At 60.5% G+C, this 20,508-nt stretch carries 18 protein-coding genes; 6 read left to right on the forward strand and 12 right to left on the reverse strand.

Going from position 1 to position 20,508, the window contains the following annotated elements; genetic code table 11:
• Positions 1–565 precede the first annotated feature (565 nt).
• From Q8R73_RS14000 to Q8R73_RS14015, 4 genes are all read right to left on the reverse strand, one after another.
• Positions 566–2,509 carry a primary-amine oxidase gene (locus Q8R73_RS14000; RefSeq protein ID WP_305720144.1) on the reverse strand — a complete coding sequence of 648 codons (1,944 nt, stop codon included), beginning with the start codon at positions 2,507–2,509 and terminating at the stop codon, positions 566–568.
• 329 nt (positions 2,510–2,838) lie between these two features.
• Complete coding sequence (locus Q8R73_RS14005) at positions 2,839–3,240, reverse strand: RidA family protein (protein WP_305720159.1); 402 nt, start codon at positions 3,238–3,240, stop codon at positions 2,839–2,841.
• Positions 3,241–3,653: 413 nt separating this feature from the next.
• Positions 3,654–3,959, reverse strand: coding sequence for a P-II family nitrogen regulator (locus Q8R73_RS14010; protein WP_305720145.1), 306 nt, complete (start codon positions 3,957–3,959; stop codon positions 3,654–3,656).
• A gap of 21 nt (positions 3,960–3,980) precedes the next feature.
• On the reverse strand, positions 3,981–4,961 hold the full coding sequence (locus Q8R73_RS14015) for a sodium-dependent bicarbonate transport family permease (protein ID WP_371126098.1): 981 nt from the start codon (positions 4,959–4,961) through the stop codon (positions 3,981–3,983).
• 478 nt (positions 4,962–5,439) lie between these two features.
• Between Q8R73_RS14015 and Q8R73_RS14020 the strand changes: the two genes are divergently transcribed.
• From Q8R73_RS14020 to Q8R73_RS14040, 5 genes are all read left to right on the forward strand, one after another.
• On the forward strand, positions 5,440–8,286 hold the full coding sequence (locus Q8R73_RS14020; protein WP_305720146.1) for a bifunctional transaldolase/phosoglucose isomerase: 2,847 nt from the start codon (positions 5,440–5,442) through the stop codon (positions 8,284–8,286).
• Between the two features lie 12 nt (positions 8,287–8,298).
• Positions 8,299–9,327, forward strand: a complete 1,029-nt coding sequence (gene gnd, locus Q8R73_RS14025) for a phosphogluconate dehydrogenase (NAD(+)-dependent, decarboxylating) (protein ID WP_305720147.1) — start codon at positions 8,299–8,301, stop codon at positions 9,325–9,327.
• Positions 9,328–9,333: 6 nt separating this feature from the next.
• Complete coding sequence (gene zwf / locus Q8R73_RS14030; RefSeq protein WP_305720148.1) at positions 9,334–10,848, forward strand: glucose-6-phosphate dehydrogenase; 1,515 nt, start codon at positions 9,334–9,336, stop codon at positions 10,846–10,848.
• A 169-nt stretch (positions 10,849–11,017) separates the two neighbouring features.
• The gene (locus Q8R73_RS14035; protein WP_305720161.1) at positions 11,018–11,521 is read left to right on the forward strand and encodes a gluconokinase; all 504 of its coding nucleotides are present in this window, start codon (positions 11,018–11,020) and stop codon (positions 11,519–11,521) included.
• A complete protein-coding gene (locus tag Q8R73_RS14040) occupies positions 11,518–12,339 on the forward strand; it encodes a Cof-type HAD-IIB family hydrolase (RefSeq protein WP_305720149.1) in 822 nt (273 codons plus the stop codon). The genes Q8R73_RS14035 and Q8R73_RS14040 overlap by 4 nt, the downstream gene beginning before the upstream one ends.
• A gap of 32 nt (positions 12,340–12,371) precedes the next feature.
• Here Q8R73_RS14040 and Q8R73_RS14045 read toward each other — a convergent pair whose 3' ends face one another.
• The 5 genes from Q8R73_RS14045 to Q8R73_RS14065 form a co-directional block, all read right to left on the reverse strand.
• On the reverse strand, positions 12,372–12,632 hold the full coding sequence (locus Q8R73_RS14045) for a GlsB/YeaQ/YmgE family stress response membrane protein (RefSeq protein ID WP_305720150.1): 261 nt from the start codon (positions 12,630–12,632) through the stop codon (positions 12,372–12,374).
• A 42-nt stretch (positions 12,633–12,674) separates the two neighbouring features.
• A complete protein-coding gene (locus tag Q8R73_RS14050) occupies positions 12,675–13,133 on the reverse strand; it encodes a YidB family protein (protein ID WP_305720151.1) in 459 nt (152 codons plus the stop codon).
• 154 nt (positions 13,134–13,287) lie between these two features.
• The gene (locus Q8R73_RS14055; protein WP_305720152.1) at positions 13,288–14,286 is read right to left on the reverse strand and encodes a L,D-transpeptidase family protein; all 999 of its coding nucleotides are present in this window, start codon (positions 14,284–14,286) and stop codon (positions 13,288–13,290) included.
• Positions 14,287–14,595: 309 nt separating this feature from the next.
• Positions 14,596–15,522 carry a sensor domain-containing diguanylate cyclase gene (locus Q8R73_RS14060; protein WP_305720153.1) on the reverse strand — a complete coding sequence of 309 codons (927 nt, stop codon included), beginning with the start codon at positions 15,520–15,522 and terminating at the stop codon, positions 14,596–14,598.
• A gap of 495 nt (positions 15,523–16,017) precedes the next feature.
• On the reverse strand, positions 16,018–16,191 hold the full coding sequence (locus Q8R73_RS14065; RefSeq protein ID WP_305720154.1) for a hypothetical protein: 174 nt from the start codon (positions 16,189–16,191) through the stop codon (positions 16,018–16,020).
• A gap of 1,204 nt (positions 16,192–17,395) precedes the next feature.
• On the opposite strand from Q8R73_RS14065, the gene Q8R73_RS14070 reads away from it, so the two are divergent.
• Entirely contained in the window at positions 17,396–18,568 is a 1,173-nt protein-coding gene (locus Q8R73_RS14070; RefSeq protein WP_305720155.1) for a hypothetical protein, read from the forward strand.
• 106 nt (positions 18,569–18,674) lie between these two features.
• Here the strand turns inward: Q8R73_RS14070 and Q8R73_RS14075 are convergent, their stop codons facing one another.
• The 3 genes from Q8R73_RS14075 to Q8R73_RS14085 all read right to left on the reverse strand — a co-directional run.
• On the reverse strand, positions 18,675–19,544 hold the full coding sequence (locus Q8R73_RS14075; protein WP_305720156.1) for a hypothetical protein: 870 nt from the start codon (positions 19,542–19,544) through the stop codon (positions 18,675–18,677).
• Positions 19,545–19,564: 20 nt separating this feature from the next.
• Entirely contained in the window at positions 19,565–20,050 is a 486-nt protein-coding gene (locus tag Q8R73_RS14080) for a hypothetical protein (RefSeq protein WP_305720157.1), read from the reverse strand.
• Between the two features lie 16 nt (positions 20,051–20,066).
• The coding region (locus Q8R73_RS14085; RefSeq protein ID WP_305720158.1) for a hypothetical protein at positions 20,067–20,508 on the reverse strand (442 nt) is incomplete at its 5' end.

Genomic DNA, 20,508 nt, shown 5'->3' on the forward strand with positions numbered 1-20,508 from the left:
CTCGAGCCCGGTCGGGCTTTCGCGCCTCCGCGAGACTTGACGCCGACCACTGAGGCGCCAGGTCCACACGATTTTGCCGTACGCTTCGACACCGCTCGTCTGCCCGTTCTGTGATCGCTCACGGAGTTTATCCCGCCCTGCGATCCCATTCCGCGCTCGATGCCGCCGCGTCCACCGCATCCCATCCCAACGTTCGGTGACGATGGCCAACGCCCCTTGCTTGAGGACAGGATGGGATGAGTCATACCGGTGTTTCGGGTTTCCGGAAAAGCGAAATGTTACCCGACGGGTTGATTTGTCGCAGGTGGGCGAACAGGATGGGTTGCGGTGCAAAGGGCCTGCAGGAGCCGTTGAGCCCGCTGACTGCAAATGCGATGGAGGCAGCGCGGTCGTCGGCGAACGTCCGCTTTGGTGGCATAACGGCCTTAAGCCAGACATCGCGCCATGTCCGAAATGTGCCGAAGGGCAACATGAAGCCGCTTGCGCTCTCTGTGCTTGAAAATCGGCTGCACCCTTTGCGCCTGCCCTCGAAGCGGTCGGGCCGCTCACAGTATCAAGAATGGATTCATGCACCGCCAACGCAACAGCTCAAACTGCTCGCGGCCGGCGGAACGTCCAGAGCCGGGTTCTCGGAAAAGAACCCCGCGGGGTGAAGCGCAAAACCGGCCGTGATCACCGGCTGGACCGGAAAATCCTCGGGACGAGGAATATGGTGCAGGCCAAAGCTGTGCCAGACCACGATATCGGTATCGGCGATCGGCCGATCCGCGGCAGTCCATGCCGGCAACCCGTCGCCACCGCTGCTCTGGTTGGGATAACGGCCGGCCGCATAGATCTCGTCGGGATGATATGCCGTAACCCAAAGCTGCCGCATCATGAAGGCCGCACGTTTGGCCACCATCGATTGGGGGCTGGAGAAAGTCGGCACGGGACTTAACGGTAGTAGCTTGTAGGCGGTGGGCTTGCCGAGCGCATTGCGGGCTTCGGAACTTTCAATTTTCCAGAACCGGGCAGCGTTGAAATCGACGTTGCGCTGGGCCTTTTGCTCGGATTCCAGGACGGTCTCGCGGATGGTGAAGGCATTGCCGTACGGATTGTCGGCGCCGACAGGCAAAGCCACCGTATCGACCTCGACGACCCGGTTGCGCTCGCCGTCGACTGCCATGTCGAGACGCATGTTGAAGATGTGCTGGTGATAGTGTGCATAAACGCCGGGTGAAACGATGGTGCCATAGTCAGGCGCTTCGCCGGGCCGAAGGCCGGCCGTATTAAGAATGCCGGTCGCCTTCATTTCGAAGTGAATCGAGCCGTCCTGATGAAAGTACCAGAACGAGCCGTATTCGTAATTGCCAACGGTCGAGATCGAGGACACCACCAGGCGACGGGCACGCCGCACATCGACCTCGCCGGTGAACAGGTCGGTATGCTTCCACAGGATACCGAAATCCTCCTCGTGCAGGCACACCGCGCTCTCGATGCAATAAGGATCGCCCTTGCTGTCGGCCAGCCATGCGTCGAAATAGCGGATGGCGCCGAGACAGTCACAGCCCAGTGTCAGCGAGTTTGCCAGCACTCCAATGCCGTATTCGCCAACGTCGAAGGCGTTCTTGCGGAAATGTCCGCCGCCGGGATGTCCGTAGGGCACGACCATTTCCGACAGGGCCGCCCGATGCAGGACGGGCCGCAGCTTGCCGTCATCCTCGTAGCCGATCGCATGCAGCACCAATCCCTCGCGCGCATTGAAACCCACCCGGAAACGCCATTTCTGCCAGCGAACCTCGTTACCCTCGACAACGAAGCCCGGGCCGGCCGGCTGCACGATTTCCAGCGGTTTCACATCGTCCCTGAAGGCGGTGCGATAGCGTGCCGCATAGTTGCGGCTCTGCATTGGGACTTCAGCCACACCATAATCGTCGACGCGAAGAACCTCCTTCCGGTCCAGATCGATCACGGCACAAAGTCCCTCGATCGGATGAGCATAGCCGTTGTCATTCTTCTCGTTCCGGTACCAGCAGAACGTATGCGAGAGCCGCCGGCCCTCCTCATCCGGCAGGCCATAGTTGCCTGCAGACCAGGGATCGACCTGGACATTTTCTATGTCGGTAATGCCGCGTTTGGCCAGTGCCGATCGAAAACGCGGATCGGCTCGGGCTACCTCTCCCACCAGAGTGATGTCATCGAGCAGGATACGTGGCCGAACGCCGGGCACATGCCGCCAATCGACGACCTGATCCGCGATGAGATCGACCCGAGCCTCCCAGACTTTGCCATTGGTGCGGTCGAAAGCACATACGAAGGCTTCGCGCGCAGAAGTCTTCCCCGGCCCGGCGATGCGCACCAAGCTCTTGTCCGGTTCGTGCAGGGTGATTGTCTCGAACATCATGCCCACCCCGAGATCGTGCGTTGCCCGCACCAAGGCCGCGGCGCGACGGATCTCGCCCGGCGTCAATGGGTCCAGCGGATGGCTCGGCACCGCAACCGCGCGGGTTTCTGCAACGATATCTTGCATGCGGGTCCTCTCGTCGTTCGGAAGCGTTTAGTCCGGGATTCCCCATATGACTGACGCGCCGATTTGATATTCGTCGTATTCTCGGTCCCCTGCAAGGCGGATAGCAATTCGGACGTTCACCATAATCCTGGGCAGCGCCCGGACGGTGATTGAGAGGCCAATCTTGCCGGCATCTGCACGCGCTCCTCCAGCCGTCGCCCTTCAGCACATGACTATCGGGTGCCTCACGGCCCGCCCTCTAACCGTCGATTTGTGCCAATAGGGCGATCAGGCGGGATCGCTCCCGCATTAATTATCGCTGGCACTACCCAGACCGTTAGGTCGGCGAACTAACCACCCGCGCCGATCAGGCCGGTCGCGTTGATCTCCACCTTGAGCGGCGGGCTGGCCTTGGGCGAACCAACACGCTTTACCTCGATCAAGGTTGAGCAAGGAAAATCGCCGGTGAAGAACTCCCGGCGCGCACGCCACACCTCGGTGTTTTCATCGAGATTGGTGACGTACACCGTGATAGACATGATGTCATTCATCTTGCCGCCCGCGGCTTCCAGCAGGTGCTTGAACTTCTGAAAGATCGACTTGGTCTGAATGTACATGTCGTCGCCTGGATGCTCCCCCTTGGGCCCCGAGCCGGTCATGCCCGCGATGTGGAAATATCCGTTTGCCACCTTCATGTTGGACCACGTCTGCGGCGGCGCCTCCGCCACGTCGGACGATCGGATAGTTTTCATGCTCAAGGGTCCCTCCTGTGAAGCGGATTCGAAGTGAGAGGATGCAATGTCGTCTGGACCTTTCAGTCCGGTAGTTCGCGGCGGTCGTCCTCGCGACCCGCAAGCGGATCGTACCATGCTCGTCGCGATGGTAAATGGGGCCGAGTTTGGGTTCGCGCGGCGATTTAAGACAGCATCCCGGCCTTGGGTCATTCGCGTCGGTTTGACGGCAGGACACCACTTCCGGTCCAGCCCCATGGGCAGACATTCCTACCGTGGGCAGGCATGTCTCAAAGGTGCCAGGAACAGACTAGATTGCAAAATTCTGAATATCGATGCCGGGGGACGTGTGCAGAAAGCCGACTTACTTCGGTCTCTCCGAAAGGTATAAAAAAGATCCTGGCTGATGTTTGCGAGTGCAGCTGTTCTCCTGGTTAGAACCTCTCGGCCCGGAGCACCAATGCGTCAGTGACGTTGATTACGCCAATATGGCGGCTCACGACCGAAAAAACCGCATCGAGCAGACCGTCCAGGCGTTCCGGACGAACGAGGCAAATCACCACCACCATCCCGCTGGCCCGGCTCACCTGTCCCTCGCGTGTCCATTGCCCGGACCGCCCGGACCCGCCGCTGACCGGGAGCACCGTGTAGCCTGTCACGCCAACGCCGACCAGAGCATCGGTCAGGCGGCGTTCCATCATCGCTTCGATGATAATTTCCACGCGTTTGGCGCTGTGCATCTCCATATCCGCAGCCCTCAATCATGGTCTCGTTATGAATTCGGTCACTGCCAGGTACAGCGGTATTCCAAGAATCAGATTGAACGGAAACGTCAGCCCCAGCGAAAGCGTGAGCGACAGCCCGGGGTTCGCCTGCGGGAGCGCCACTCGCATGGCGGCGGGAACGGCGATGTACGAAGCGGAGGCGCAAAGCACCATCAAGAGCGTCACGCCACCCTGTGAAAGCCCAAGCGCCAAGCCCGCTGCGAGGCCAAGTGTTGCTCCTGTCAGCGGCATCAACACAGCGAAAATCAGCATGCCCGGCTTGAGAATTCCGCGGCTGCTCAACAGTCCCCGACCGGCAACTAGGCCCATGTCGAGCAGAAACAGGCAAAGTACGCCCTTGAACGGCGAAACAATGAAGCTCTCGATCTGAGCCAGTCCGTCCTGCCCGGTAAACCAGCCAATTACGAATGCACCGACAAGCAGCACGATGGACCCGTTCAACAAAATCTCACGCCACGCCTTTGCGCCCTGCTTTTCGACGCCTTCACCGCGCCACGCGACCAGCCACAACGCCGACAAGATCGCCGGGGCTTCCATCGCTGCAGCAATAGCCACCATATAGCTCTCGGCCGGAACGCCGCGTTCAGTCAAAAGCGCGCTCGCGGTCAGGAACGTCACGATTGAAATGGAGCCGTAATGTCCAGCCACGGCCGCCGCATCGATGATCGACACTTGAGCCAGCGACCGGAGAAGCACGAATGCGAGGAAGGGCAGTACCAGTGACAGCACGACCCCTGCCAGCAGCGCAGCAACCAGCCGCGCATCCGCCCCGTGAGCGGCCACGCCTACTCCGCCTTTGAACCCAATTGCAAACAGAAGATAGAGCGACATTCCCTTGGCGATCGCTTCAGGAAAGCTTAAATCCGATCGCACCAACGCGGCCGAGAGACCGAGTACGAAACTGAGAATCATGGGAGAGTTCAGGTTCTCCCCGGCCAACGTCAGCATTTCCCTCATGCTCGTCCTTTTACAGATTCTATCGATCATAAAGGTCGAGATCACGCAAGCAAGGTTCGACGGGTGCGACATTGCATTCGACACAATCAAAATGCTTAACCCCGACCAACCTATCGATGGCGGCCAAGGGTCAAACGCTACAGGGCGTTTGCTGTGGAACGGCCCCGGAGTCCCGCCTGGGTCCCAACACTGCACTGATTCCAAAGCGCAATCCGGTGGAAAAGGCCGCGCCCGCGGCGGGATCGCGCAACGGTCCGGCAAAGGAAAACCGGGCGGCCTGTCAGATTTGAGTTGAGCGAGCAGAACCCAGGCGGTCAAATAGCCTGTTCCCGGGATCGAACCGTTGTGAATGGCGTTAGCCCTCGGGATACGCGTATTCCCCTCCTCTGCGTTGCCCAACGACGTGTTGACAATCCGGCCTCCCGCCAGAAAAGGTGCCGGAATCCGAAAAAACCCTGCTCGAACAGAACAAGGCATCATGAATCCCGTCAAAGCACTCGAAAACCACGGCCAGGCGATCTGGCTGGATTTCCTGGCCCGCGGCTTCGTCGCCAGGGGCGACCTCAAGCAGCTGATCGACACCGACGGCGTCAAGGGCGTCACCTCCAATCCGTCGATCTTCGAGAAGGCGATCGGCAGTTCGGACGAATATGACGGCGCGATTGGAACTGCCCTGAAAGCGGGCGATCGCCCGGTCGCGGAGCTTTTCGAGCATCTGGCAATCGAGGACATCCAGAACGCCGCGGACGTGCTGCGCCCGGTGCATGACCTGTTGAAGGGCGAGGACGGTTTCGTCAGTCTGGAGGTCTCGCCCTATCTGGCGATGGACACCAAAGGCACGATCGGCGAGGCCGAGCGGCTGTGGAAAGACGTTGCCCGCAAGAACCTGATGGTCAAGGTGCCGGCGACACCGGAAGGCCTGCCCGCGATCCAGCATCTGATCGGCAAGGGCATCAGCATCAACATCACGCTGCTGTTCTCGCAGCAAGTCTATGTAGAGGTCGCCGAAGCCTATCTCGCGGGCCTTGAAAAATTCGTCAAGGGCGGCGGCGATCCCTCGCGAGTCGCCAGCGTCGCCTCCTTCTTCGTCAGCCGGATCGACAGCGCGGTTGACAAGGAGCTCGACGAGAAGATTGCCCGGGCCAACGACCCCACCGAGAAGCAGCGCCTCGCTGCGCTGAAGGGCAAGGTCGCCATCGCCAACGCCAAGATGGCCTACCAGGACTACAAGCGGCTGTTCTCCGGCGCGCGCTGGGAGAAGCTGGCGGCCAAGGGCGCCAAGCCGCAGCGGCTGCTGTGGGCCTCGACCGGCACCAAGAACAAGGACTACAGCGACGTGCTCTATGTCGAGGAGCTGATCGGACCCAACACCGTCAATACGGTGCCGCCGGCGACGCTCGACGCCTTCCGCGACCACGGCACGCCACGCGACAGCCTCGAGGAGAATATCGACGACGCAAGACAGGTGCTCGCCGAACTCGGGAAGTCCGGAATCTCGCTCGACGCCATCACCGCCGAACTGGTCAAGGACGGCGTCAGGCTGTTTGCCGATGCCGCCGACAAGCTCTACGGCGCGGTCGCGCACAAGCGCGCCAGCGTGCTCGGCGCAGGCATCGACCGCCAGCAGATGAAGCTCGGCGGCACCCTCGCCAAGGCGGTCGAGAAGGCCACCGAGGACTGGCGCGCCGCAGCAACCATCCGCCGCCTATGGCAGCACGACAAATCGGTCTGGACCGGGGCCGACGAACACAAATGGCTGGGCTGGCTCAACAGCGCCGGGGCTGCCGATATCGCCGACTACGAGGATTACGCGCAGCGCGTGAAAGGGCAGAACTTCAGCGACGCCGTGGTGCTCGGCATGGGCGGATCGAGCCTCGGGCCGGAAGTGCTGGCGCAGACGTTCGCGAGGCAGCCCGGCTTCCCGAGACTGCACGTGCTCGATTCCACCGATCCCGCGCAGGTCCGCACGCTGCAGGCCTCGATCAATCTCGCCAACACCGTTTTCATCGTCTCCAGCAAATCCGGCGGCACCACCGAGCCCAACGCGATGAAGGATTATTTCTTCGAGCGCGTGTCGGAGACCATCGGCGCCGACAAGGCCGGCCACCGCTTCCTCGCGGTGACCGATCCCGGCTCGTCGCTGGAGAAGGTCGCGACCAGGCAGGGCTTTGCCCGCATCTTCCATGGCGATTCCACGATCGGCGGACGCTATTCCGTGCTGTCGCCGTTCGGGCTGGTGCCGGCCGCAACCGCCGGCATCGATGTCCGCAACCTGATCCAGCATACGCTGGCGATGGTTCGCTCCTGCGGACCCGACGTGCCGCCGCACGAAAATCCCGGCGTGCAGCTCGGCCTCGCGATGGGGCTGGCCGGCCTCGAGGGCCGCGACAAGGTCACCATCCTCTCGTCGGCAAAGGTTGCCGATTTCGGCGCCTGGGCCGAGCAACTGATCGCGGAATCCACGGGGAAGAACGGCAAGGGCCTGATCCCGATCGACGGCGAACCGCTCGGCGATGCCGCGCTCTACGGCAAGGATCGGTTCTTCATCGACATCCGCACCGAAGGCGAAGATGACGCAGCGCATGACGCGAAGCTGGCCGCGCTGGAAGCGGACGGGCATCCGGTGGTCCGCATCGTCATGAAATCGATCGACCATATCGGCCAGGAGTTCTTCCGGTTCGAGATGGCGACGGCGGTGGCAGGCGCGGTGCTCCGCGTCAATCCGTTCAACCAGCCCGATGTCGAGGACGCCAAGATCAAGACCCGCGAGCTGACCGCTGCGTTCGAGAAGACAGGAAAACTGCCTGCGGAAAAACCCGTCCTCTCCACCGCCGCGGCGGATCTCTACACCGACGACGGCAATGCCGCCGACCTGCGCAAGGCCGGCGCCGATGGCGATCTCGGCTCCTGGCTGAAGGCCCACCTCGCCCGCGCCGGCGCCGGCGACTATGTCGCCCTGCTCGCCTATATCGAACGCAATGCCGATCATATCGACAGCCTGCAGAAGATGCGGCTGGCGGTGCGCGACAAGCGCCATGTCGCGACCTGCGCCGAATTCGGGCCGCGCTTCCTGCATTCCACCGGACAGGCCTACAAGGGCGGTCCCGACAGCGGCGTCTTCCTGCAGATCACCGCCGACGACGACAGGGATCTCGCGGTGCCCGGCCAGAAGGCCAGCTTCGGCGTGATCAAGGCGGCGCAGGCCCGCGGCGATTTCGACGTGCTGACCGAGCGCGGCCGTCGTGCGCTGCGCGTGCATCTGAAGGGCGATCTCGCCTCGGGACTGAGGATGCTCGATGCCGCGATCACCGAGGCCTTGAATTAAAGGGTATTCCAGATGCAGCTCGGCATGATCGGCCTTGGGCGGATGGGCGGCAATATCGTCCGCCGCCTGATGAGGCACGGCCACACCGCCGTGGTCTACGACAAGGACGCCAGGGCGGTCGCTAGCCTCGCAGCGGAAGGCGCAACCGGCGGCAGTTCGCTGCAGGATTTCGTTTCCAAACTGGAGCGGCCGCGCACCGCCTGGGTGATGCTCCCCGCGGGCGCGATCACCGAGGCGACGATCGATGAACTGACAAAGTGGATGGAAAGCGGCGACGTCATCATCGACGGCGGCAACTCGTTCTGGCAGGACGACGTCCGCCGCGGCAAGGCGCTGAAGGAACGCGGCCTTCACTATGTCGATGTCGGCACCTCCGGCGGCGTCTGGGGCATCGAGCGCGGCTATTGCATGATGATCGGCGGCGACAAGGCGGTGGTCGACCGGCTCGATCCGATTTTCGCGAGTCTCGCGCCGGGGATCGGCGACATTCCGCGCACCGGGGGGCGCGAGGGTCGCGATGCCAGGATCGAGCAGGGCTATATCCACGCCGGCCCGGTCGGGTCGGGGCATTTCGTCAAGATGATCCACAACGGCATCGAATACGGCCTGATGCAGGCCTATGCCGAGGGTTTCGATATCCTCCGCAATGCCAATATCGACGCCCTGCCCGCCGCGCATCGGTTCGATCTCGATATCGCCGACATCGCCGAGGTCTGGCGACGCGGCAGCGTGATCCCGTCCTGGCTGCTCGACCTCACTTCCTCGGCGCTTGCCAGGAATCCGACGCTGGAGAACTATTCGGGGCATGTCGAGGATTCCGGCGAGGGCCGCTGGACGGTGAATGCCGCCATCGACGAGGCGGTCCCGGCCGAGGTTCTCACCGCGGCGCTGTTCGCGCGGTTTCGCTCGCGCCAGGAGCACACGTTCGCGGAGAAGGTTCTTTCCGCGATGCGCGACGGTTTCGGCGGCCACAAGGAGCCGCAGCAGCATGCGGATCCGGTGCGGCAGAACGCGCCTGATATCGTCAGACCGAAGGCGTAACCGCCGATGCCTTCAGATCAGCCGGTCCAGAAAAAGCCCGAACCCAGTGCCTTCGTGATCTTCGGCGCCACCGGCGACCTCGCCCACCGGCTGGTGATCCCGGCGCTGTACAATCTGGCGGCCACCGGCCTCCTGCCCGAAAAATTCTGCGTGGTCGGCATCACCCGCAAGACGATGTCGAACCAGGCGCTGCGCGACAGCCTGATGAAGGGCCTGCGCGAATTCGCCACCCGTCCGGTCGAGGATGAGACCGCCGCACGCCTCCTCGGTTGCGTCACCTGCATCGCCGCCGATCCGGAGGAGCCCGCCTCGTTCGACCGCATGGAGGCGCAGCTCGATGAACTCGAGGCCGCCAGGCAGACCGGCGGCAACCGCCTGTTCTATCTGGCCACCCCGCCCGATGCCTTCGCGCCGATCGCCCGCGAACTCGGCCGCACCGGCATGCTGCGGCAGGAAGGCGGCGCGTGGCGGCGGCTGGTGGTCGAAAAGCCGTTCGGCACCGACCTGGCTTCGGCCAGGGCGCTGAACGCCGAACTGCTGAGCATCGTCGACGAACACCAGATCTACCGGATCGACCATTATCTCGGCAAGGAGACGGTGCAGAACATCCTGGTGCTGCGCTTCGCCAACGGCATGTTCGAGCCGATCTGGAATCGCAACCACATCGACCATGTGCAGATCACGGTCGACGAAAAGCTCGACGTCGGCCATCGCGGCGGCTTCTACGATTCGACCGGCGCGCTGCGCGACATGGTGCCGAACCATCTGTTCCAGCTGCTGTCGCTGGTCGCGATGGAGCCGCCGATCCGGTTCGATGCGCATTCGGTGCGCGCCGAGAAGGCCGACGTGCTGGCGGCGATCCAGGTTCCGGGCGAAAGCGAAGCCCTGCGGAATTCCGTGCGCGGCCAGTACCGGGCCGGCAGAATCGACAATGTCGAGATCGGGGACTATCGCGACACCGGGGACGTCGATCCCGCCAGCACCACCGAGACCTATGCAGCGCTGAAGCTGACCATCGACAACTGGCGCTGGGCCGGCGTTCCCTTCTACCTGCGCACCGGCAAGGCGCTCGGCGTCAAGCGCACCGAAGTGGCGATCAAGTTCAAGCAGGCGCCGTTCGCGATGTTCAACTGCACCCCGGTGGAGACACTGGCGCAGAACTATCTCGTGATCGGCGTGGCGCCGACCGAGGGCATCGCGCTACATTTCAACACCAAGGTGCCCGGGCCCGCGATCAGGATCGAAGGCGTCGAGATGAAGTTCCGCTACAAGGATTACTTCGAGGCGGAGCCCAGCACCGGCTACGAGACGCTGATCCATGACTGCATGATCGGCGACAACATCCTGTTTCAGCGCGCCGACAGCGTGGAAGCCGGCTGGAAGGCGGTGCAACCGTTCCTGGATGCCTGGAAGAATGCCGGCGCCAACGGCCTGCTCGGCTACCAGGCCGGCAGCGAAGGTCCCGATCAGGCGAATGCCCTGCTGTCGCGGGACGGCCGCAGCTGGCGAAAGCTCGGCTAGATGGCCAGCGACCATCGCCATGTAATCGCGGTTGCCGATCCGGCCGAACTGGCGCTCGCCTCCCGCCGGGAAATGTTGTTCGAGACAGCGGACGCCGACAGGCGGGCGGCAATGCCGGAGCATTTCCGTGGCCGATGAGATCGCCGAAATGCCGTGCGCGCTGATCGTGATGGGGGTATCCGGCTCCGGCAAGAGTTCGGTTGGCGAAAGGCTGGCCGAACGCCTGGGCTGGAGGTTCGAGGATGGCGACAGGTTTCACCCCGCCGGCAACGTCGCCAAAATGAGCGCCGGTCAACCGCTCACGGATCAGGATCGCTGGCCCTGGCTGCAGGCGATCGCCGACGAGATCGACCGGGTGTGCGGGGCCGGCGAACGCGCGGTGATCGCCTGTTCGGCGCTGAGGCGCGCCTATCGCGAGGTTCTCGTGCATGGCCGTGACGATGTCAGGATCGTTTACCTCGACGGCACGCAGGATTTGATCGCCGCCCGGCTTGCCGCGCGCAAAGGTCATTTCATGCCGCCGGGACTGCTGGCGAGCCAGTTCGGGACGCTGGAGCCGCCGGCGCAAAACGAACATCCCGTGACGGTGTCGATCGACGCGCCGGTCGAAACCATCGTCGATGACATCATCCGCCGGCTCGGGCCTGGCCGCGACAGCAGGAACCGCCCATGAGCCGCATCGCACTCGTGGTCTCCGATGTCGACGGCACCCTGGTCACCAGGGAGAAGGTCCTGACCGACGCCACGACGGACGCGGTGCGGCGGCTTCGCGATGCTGGCATCGGCTTCACCATCGTCTCCAGCCGTCCCTCGGTCGGGATGCGGTTTCTGATCGAGCCGCTGGAGATCGCGCTGCCGGTCGGATCGTTCAACGGCAGTTCCATTCTGGACCCGCGACTGAATCCGATCGAACAGCACCTGATCCCGGCGGGCACGGTGCAAGCCAGCCTCGATGTCTTCGCCGAATTCGGTGTCGATGTCTGGCTGTTCACCAACGATCGCTGGCTCACCCGGAACGGCGACGGGGAGTATGTCGCGAACGAAATGCGGGCGATCCGGGCGGACCCGACCGTCGTCGCCGATTTCACGCCTTACCTGCCCGCCGCCTGCAAGATCGTCGGCGCCAGCAGCGACGCGGCACGGCTGCAGCGCTGCGAAGCGGCGATGCAGCAAACCCTGGGCGAACAAGCCACCGCGGTCCGGTCGCAAAGCTACTATCTCGACGTCACCCCGCCGGGCCGCAACAAGGGCACCTTCGTCGAGACGATGGCCAGGCGTCTCGGCATTTCGACCGACGCGGTCGCCACCATCGGCGATATGGAGAACGATCTGGCGATGTTTGCGAAAAGCGGCCTCTCGATCGCGATGGGCAACGCCGCCGACGACATCAGGCAACACGCGAAGCATGTCACGAGGTCGAACGAGAACGAGGGGTTTGCGGGGGCGATCGATATCGTCCTGCACATAAATTCCGCCGGCGACGCCCGCTGAGACAACGGTCTCAGCGAGCGCCGCCTCTCGAACTAGATCGTTCGACGACGTCCGGCCACCATCCCGTACACGACCAGCACGACGATCGCGCCGACCACCGCGCCGATCAGGCCGGCGCCCTGACCGGCAGTATACCATCCCAGCGACTGCCCGAGAAACGTCGCCACGAAGGCGCCGACGATCCCGAGAATCGTGGTGAGAATGAAGCCTGATGGCTCGTTATCGCCCGGCATGATGAACTTGGCGATCACGCCGGCGAGAAAACCAATGATGATGGTCCACAATATGCTCATCTCGTACTTCCTTGCTGATCCTGGTGATGACGGTAATTCGGGTTAATCGTTGGGCAGTCGGCCGCCCGGCGTGTATTTGTCGATGGCGGTCGGCAATTCGCGCGAGAGCCTTGCCAGCAGCTCTTCCTGCGAAAGACCGGTTTGCTTCTCCAGCTCCGCCAGCACATCGGCTCCGATCGCCTTCTTCAGCTGAGGAGGTGCGACTTCCTTGTTGGGCCCGTCATGAACCCAGGAATCAGCGGTCTCGCCTTCGCCGTTCTGCTTGAACCTCTCCAGCAATTCGCCGATGCCGCCATTCAGCAGGCCGCCGGCGCCGGCGCCACCCAGCATGCCGCCAAGGTTACCCAACAGGCCTCCCAATGGAGAGCCGGCGCCGCCACCGGGGTTGGCCTTGTTGGCTCCGGCCCCGTTGAGCATCTCCGCTAGCTTGTCGCGGTTCTGGTACCCGGCGATCGCTAGCAATCCCAGCAGCGCAGTCATGGATGGAAATCCGCGGCTCATCTCAGTCTCTCCCGTGCAATTGTCGTCGGCAACGCCGGCAGTTCCGTTCGGTTCCAGAATCGGCTTGAATTCGTTGTGGGGCGTGATGCCGCGTGAGCGCGCTGCGCCAGAATATCGAAAACAACCCCATGCACCGATACAGGTGCTTGTGAAATCAGCGCTTTTTGGCGCTGCCCGAGACGTCCACAAACTGCACCTGAGTACCTTTCTTGACACTGGCCCCCAGCAATCCCGCATCCCAGTTGGTCAGCCGAACGCAACCGTGGGATTCGGCTTTGCTGATCTTGGAAGGATGGGCGGTACCGTGAATGCCAATCCCTTCCGACGACAATCCGATCCAGAACGATCCCGCCGGGTTGTTCGGCCCGGGCTTGATGGTGAAGGCCTTTTTCGATTTCACGCTTTTGAATTTGTAGTCCGGATTGTAGCGGTAATGCGGATTGGCATGGACAGAGACGACCTTGAGGCTGCCGGTCGGCGTCGGCTTCTCCTCGCTGCCGACCGTCGCCGGAAAGAACGCCACCAGCGCGCCCGCGGCGTCGAAAGCCTTGACCGTTTGACCTGATTTGTCGACCTCGATGCGGCCGATCGCCAGTTTAGCCGGCTTTTCCCGTACGTTGGCAACGAGTACGACCTCGCCGGCCTTGTCGAAGGTCTTGCCGGGGTTGAGTGCGGCGAGCAGACCCTCGCTCATGTGAAATTTCTCGGCAAGCGCCTCGCGCGGACTGGTGTAGCCGAGAGCCTTGAGGCTCTTCATGTCGTCCATTTTTGCAGGCAGCTTTTCCAGGAAGGGTCCCTTCACGTCTTTTTCCGAGATCGTATACTCGGTGATCGCGGCGCCTTCGCCGGCCTCAACGAGCGCCTTCCATATCTCCTGATTGGGAAGCTTGTCGGAGGCGAGACCCTTGGCCTCGGCGAATGCTTTCAGGGCTTTCTCGGCATTTTCGCCCAGCTTGCCGTCGATCTCCCCTGGCGAAAACCTGATACGGTCGAGCAGGATCTGGATCCTGACGACGGCGGCATCGATCCGGTCATCGGCTGCCCGCTCGGCGGAATACTCGGCATTGTTGACGGCCGCAGCGTCCAGGCTGGCGGCAGCGGCGGGCAACAGCAGCGCGCCCGACAATATCGTGGCGACGAACAGGCGGATCAATCCGGTAACCTCCAGCAAGGGTTCGGATGACCAAGAAGTCTGGGGCTTGCGGGTTCCGCCGCCGCCGGCGGATTTGTCGCCATGCTTCCGGAGCGCAATCCGTGAGCGACGATCGGCCCGGGGCGCCACACTCATCAATCGAGGGGCGTGGGCGTAGCTCGATGCCCGCTATCCCGCGAATTGCAGACTCGAACCGGACATCGCCTCCGGTCCGAAAAGTGCCAACAAGAGACATCTCACCGACCTCATTCAAAATGACCTCATCAGCGCCAGCGATGAGACGTGGGACATCAGGCCGGCTGTAACGTTTCAGCTTCTTACGCGATTGCGACCACAATCCTTTGCGCGGTACAATGCATAGTCAGCGCGGAGCAGCGCGCTATCTATAGCTTGATCGGCGCTGTCAATCGACGCCACACCAATGCTCGCTGTCACCGGTAAAGCGTTTCCGTTGCTGAAGATCGAAAGCTGTTCTATTGCCGAGCGCAGCTTTTCTGCAGCCAGTATCGCGCCCCATTCGTCGGTGCGGGGGAGCAGACAAACGAACTCTTCACCGCCCCATCTAACAAACAGATCACAGCTACGGAAAACTAGCTTACCGAGCGCAGCAACGCGACGGAGGACCTCATCGCCTGCTGCATGGCCGTAGGTATCGTTGATAGTTTTGAAGTGGTCCAGATCGACCATCAGCAACGAAGACGGTTCTCCGAATTGCAGAAATCGGTCCATATCAAGTTTGGCAAACTCATCGAAAAACCGACGATTTGGCAGTCCCGTCAGCTGATCCGTCGAAGCCAATTTTGCGTACTCCATTTCGGCGAATTTTCGGTCAGTAATGTTGATATGAGAGACGACCGCGCCGATATTGTTGTGCTTGATAGAGGAAGACCTGCGCCGCAAGGGACTCACCCGCGCAAGAAACCACCGGATCTCTTGCGCGGAATGGCACGGGTATTCGATCTGGAAGAACTCTCGTTCACCGCGGAGCACGGCACGCAATCCGTTGGCAAAGTCTAGTGCTTCTTCCGAACCAGGTCCGATTGAATGCCGGCAGACATTAAGATAGCTAACGCCAATATGATCACGAACTTGGCCAGGAGAGTTCTCGGCGGTAAATTGCTTCCAGGCGCGGTTTACGGCAAAGATCACGCCCTCCGGATCAACAACGCAGATTTGGGACGTCAGAGCGTCGATGACAGCAACTGCGATATCGCCTTCAACAAGGGTGGAGTTCATTTGATATCCTAATGGCAGGCTTTGCAGCATTTCTGCTACCGTGTGTAGTTCGTCGCGCTGAGGCCAGTGCCCGGCAGATATTCCGATGAACTTTGCGCTCAGCAACTTTTCGAGTAGTTATCCAACACTCCGGACCCGAGATTCAGTTACAGTCGCCGGTTAAAACGGGGATCGCAGTTAACATTGTGTGCGATTGGAATTCACCTTGAGGTAAACAAAGTTTGCGCGCGTGATAGTGAACAATCTTCGGCGAAGGACAATTTGTTCAAGAATCGTGGGTTTAGGGAGCACCAATTGATCGACAGCCGAAATCGTCCTGATCAGGATGTGAGGGGGCACGGTTCCCACTATTTTGAAAACGTAAGAGGCCCGACTGATCCTGCATGATCGGACGTTAGATTTGTTCGTCCAAGGGCTCGGCGCCCTGCGAAACGGAGCGTCTGATGGTTGAGGTCGGCCAATGAAAAGGGCCGCCCATGAGGCGGCCTTCTATTTTCAGCTGGGTTCCAGTTCGCGATCTAGGCTGCTTTCCTGAGCCGTTCGGTTGGCAAGGCAATGCCATTCGATGGCTACGTCCGCCCATGCACATTTAGCCTCGTATTCCTTGGCCTCGCGACCACGCTTTTCACAATCTAAAGCCTTGAGACGGTACTTCTCAGAAATCTTCATTTGCTGATCGCCTTGATTGGCGGGAGCCCAACACTCTCTGTCACCGGTAACTGCCCAAAAATTGCGGTGATACAGAACCAACACTCTCGGTTGCGACGCGTTCCGCAAAAGTGGGCAATATTGCTCACCGCAGTATTACTACCGGTTGGAACATTTAAAACAGGCCACTGCTGCGCAAATCCAACTAGGCCATTACTAGGGGGAACAGGCCAATAACCCCGAGAGGTCGGAACATATCGTGACTTTGGAGCATTTCAAGAACACGGCGGTTCGTTGGTCCGAAGTCCGGTGTGGGTCATTTCCGGACCTTGGCGGACAGCATTGCGAAGTCCGCTTTACCCCGGTGAACGGATGTCGTCAGCCTGCCCGTTTAGGTCCGAAAAGCGGGCATGCCATAATCAGTTCAAGCAAGTCGCTTCCTCGAATTGAGAGAGGCGGCCGTCAAACATAAACGCTGGATTATGCTTTAAGGCTGGTGCTTGGCGGTTGCACGAACCCCGGCCGTAAGCCCTGTCCGCCCGCTACGGCTTGGCGTCGGAGCTAGCTACCTGACCCTGAAGCTGTGCCGCGACCAAATGAAGGCGATCAACCGAATCGCTGGACCCCCTCCCGGCAACTGGCTTCCGTGGTCCGTCAGCTTATTGAAGACGGGCTGAAGCTCGCCCGCACAGGGTCGCAAGATGTTGAACGTTCGAACCAGCGCCCACGAAGGATGCGGCGAACGGTTCATTCTCAGCAAGCATGCATCGGGTCCACTGTATTGTTCAAAGCGTTGCAGCGCCGAAGAAGACAAGTGGCGGTCTAGATAAGACCGTGCGGTGAATCCTGGGCCGAAGGCACGGCTGCGCAGGTCACGGGCGGCCCCGCGCGTGAAGTTGGACACTCGCGCGTGTCGCGGATGCGAACAAGACTTCGAGCCGTTGCGCGTGAATCAGAGTCATTGCCTTGTCTGCCGGCCGGTTGCGCAAGAGTTTCGTCGCTGCGAAGATTGTCAGGAGTCCTTTCGGGTCGCGACCAACGGCTTCGCGATTCTGTGGCCCCAGTCCTTGGAATTGCTCAAGCAGAGCACGGCCACCAAGAAGGTTTCTGACGCCGTTGGGGAACTCTACCACAATCTAGCGGCCGATTAAGCTCCAGCGCTTGAAGTGAGCCACTGGTCCTCGGCTTAGTAGGAACGAACAGAGGGCTATACAGGACCGCATCGATGACCGAAAAGAACCCTAGATATGATGGGCTATACGTGTACGTGTTTGATGGCCACAAGCTTCAACCCGGCGACGTCGTGTTGACACGAAATGTTGAGTCCTCATCATTCAAAGGAAAGGCTGTCTCCGACGCTATCGCAGCTGGATCACGCGGCGACTTCAGCCACGCGCTCCTGTGCACAACGCCGCCAACCCTCATCGAAGCCATCGATGCTGGGGTCTCAAATATCAATTCGCGCAGGTGCTTCGTTCATGATCTCAAGCATGTCCGGGTGCTTCGCTACCCGCATGCGGGTATCGCAAGGGCCGCTGCGAGTGCATCGATGCTGTCTTTTGCCAAAGGCTATTCCAAGCGGGCGGCCATCGCTTCCGTCGTGCCGGGTGTCGATCTGTCCCATCCCCACGACGACCGCACTTTTTGTTCGGCGCTTGTCGCGGCGTCCTTCCGCGCCGGCGGCGCGCCGGAATTCCAGTCGGTTGATCCGATGAAGACTACGCCAGCGACGTTGCAGAAGTCCGCGCATTTTTCCGACGTGACTAGCGACGTTCTCAAATGCGTCCTCTCTCCAGAAAACATCGAAGAGATGAGTGCCTTGGATGGAGACCGGCAGCCCTCACCCATGGCCGGGCAAGCGAAACTACTCAACGGGTACTATTTGGCGCTTTCGGTTCCTATCGATGAATTGATGGCGGCTTATCCCGGCCTCATCGGTCCTCGCCCCAGCAGTTTCTTCGAATGCCTGCGTTTTATCAGCACGATGTGTCTTGGAGTCCGCGAAATGCCACAAACGGAGGAGACGCAAGATATTCGCGAGCGTGCCAAGGCCATCGATCAGCTCGCATTCACCTTGTTGTCCGAAGGTAAGTGGCAGGCCATGGAAGCCAGCGCCGAAGCCCTCGACGATCAAAGCATGCTCTACACCTTGAACGAGTCTTTCAAGGCCAATCCCGACATAGACTTGGACGCCACGTTAGCCGTAATTCGCCAGTCCCGAGATCAGATCCGTTCCCGCGCGTCCATCCTCGACGATCCAGCCAAGCCTCCTGGCCACTCCTTGGTTTGGGATGAATGGGTCACGCTGACAAAGAATTCACTTAGCTATTTTGAGAAGAGAATACGCGTCCTGAGCGAGGCCTTGGGCCGAGCCTATCCCGATCCTCCGAAGGCCTAGCGGCAAAGGCCGTTGCTGAGGTTAAGCTTCAGCGGCTCTCAGCCGACAATACTCGGTCTATTTTCGCCCGAAGTGCGAAGCAACACGTAGCGGTGGGCTACCGACCTCAAAGATCGTCATCATCCGGCGCCATACCGTCCCGCCATGAGCTGACATCAACTACGTACTCGGTCTCGCTGAATGCCATATTGAGAGGATCGTCGAGCGACACTTGAATGTCGCAATGAAATGGAAACGATAGATCAGCTTCGGCCCCGTCACCGCGACGCATGTCCGAATTTGATCCCCATTGGAGACCGATCGCAATGGTTCCCGTGGCACGGTAGGTTATGAAATGCGCGCCAATCGATCGCACAGATGTATGGCCGACGTAGACCTCCTCGACCGAATGATGCGTCGCCAGCTCATCTACTTCCTGAATGGTGTCGGTGAGAAGTGCGTCCACTGCCGCGTCATCCAGTTCCTGCTGAATCGCGTCTAGGATCGTCGTGCGGCACTCGTGATAGGTATCAAGAAAGTTCCCGAGCGCTTCAATCGCGCCAGACGCTGCCGCGTCCTGTTCGTCGCGCTCTTCGATAATCGTATCTTCGCGACCATGCACGTGCTTGCTGAGATTATCGACTGCCTTGATAAGTTTTTTGCGGCTTGGAGCGATGTCGATCTGAAGCGTGTTTTTGACAAAGTCGTCGCTTAAGCCCCCTTGGATGGCAAACACAATTCGCTGCCATCGTGTGGGTACTTTATCTTCGCGCTCGGGAACAAACCATTCCGATTGGACAACCTGATCGATAGGGGCGAGTGTCCCGGTCATGTGCTCGAATAGGATACGCATCGCCGTGCTGAAGAAGTTAAGCCGCAGAGGGTTGGCGGCGTCCGCCAAGGCATGTTGTGCCCCAATGATCGTCGTCCGCGAAAATTCGTCAAGAGCTTTCGGCTTCATGGCAGTGAGTTGATCGTTGAGCCAGGGTAGAGCCATTTTCTGCCAGCAGTAACGCGTTAGAAGTATTGTTGCGGATCGTGAAATGCGGACGACAGGTTTTGCTTTCGTTGCATGATTGCGTCGATCACCGCTAGCGCATTGTTCATCAACTCCGCGTCACGGCCTCGATCGGCAGGGTACATTTTGTTTCCATGAAAAAGATTATTGCGGACGCGCCAAACGGCATCCAATAATTGCGCGGTCGTGGTCAGTGGTGGCGACTGATTCCCGAACTGGGGCTGCGCGTCGTCCTGTACAAAAAGGTTCTTTGGAGGCCGCTCTATAAGAACGGGGGCCACGTAGGCCTCACGGACACTTTCGAAGAAATCGGCGGGCAGATCGGCGCACAGACTTTCGCGGCACGCTTGCGCAATCCTCCCGAGTTCGGTCCAGCGGAGATAGGAACATTGCTTCATGGCAAACTCGAATCGGGCGAACGTTGCAAAGAAGCGAAGGGTCGCTTCTGGCGGCAGGCCGTTGAGCAGTTCGTCAGTGGTAAGCATGGGCTCGCGGTTCCTATCAGTCTTGCGATGAAAGCGGGTCACAAAACGGCGGCTTGCGGCGTTCAGCAGTCATTTTCAACGCTAATCGATGCCGCTCCTCGGCAAAGGTTGTGTGTATTGTTTCCTTCGAAACGGAATCAATCGCAATAAATTTTAGTTTGGACATATCGTTTCGCGACTGGAAGTAACGACCCGGCTCCTCGCTCACCGCGACAGCCGCGGCGTAGAGATCGAAAATCCGCACCGAAACCATGACCTTGCCAGGGATGACAGAAGCGTAGGCGAGGTGGTGCGCTTCATGTGGCGTCCAATAATTGCTGAAGATCGGGCACTCCTTGGCATCAAAAATATTCCGCGCATACGGATCGACGGACTTGAGATCAATGCTCATTACGGCACCGCGCAGTTGAGCGGCCAGCGGGTCGTTCAGATAAGGCTCGCCAAACCAAAGAAATGAT

Origin of the sequence: Bradyrhizobium sp., from assembly GCF_030697065.1 — a bacterium.
GTDB lineage: Bacteria > Pseudomonadota > Alphaproteobacteria > Rhizobiales > Xanthobacteraceae > Bradyrhizobium.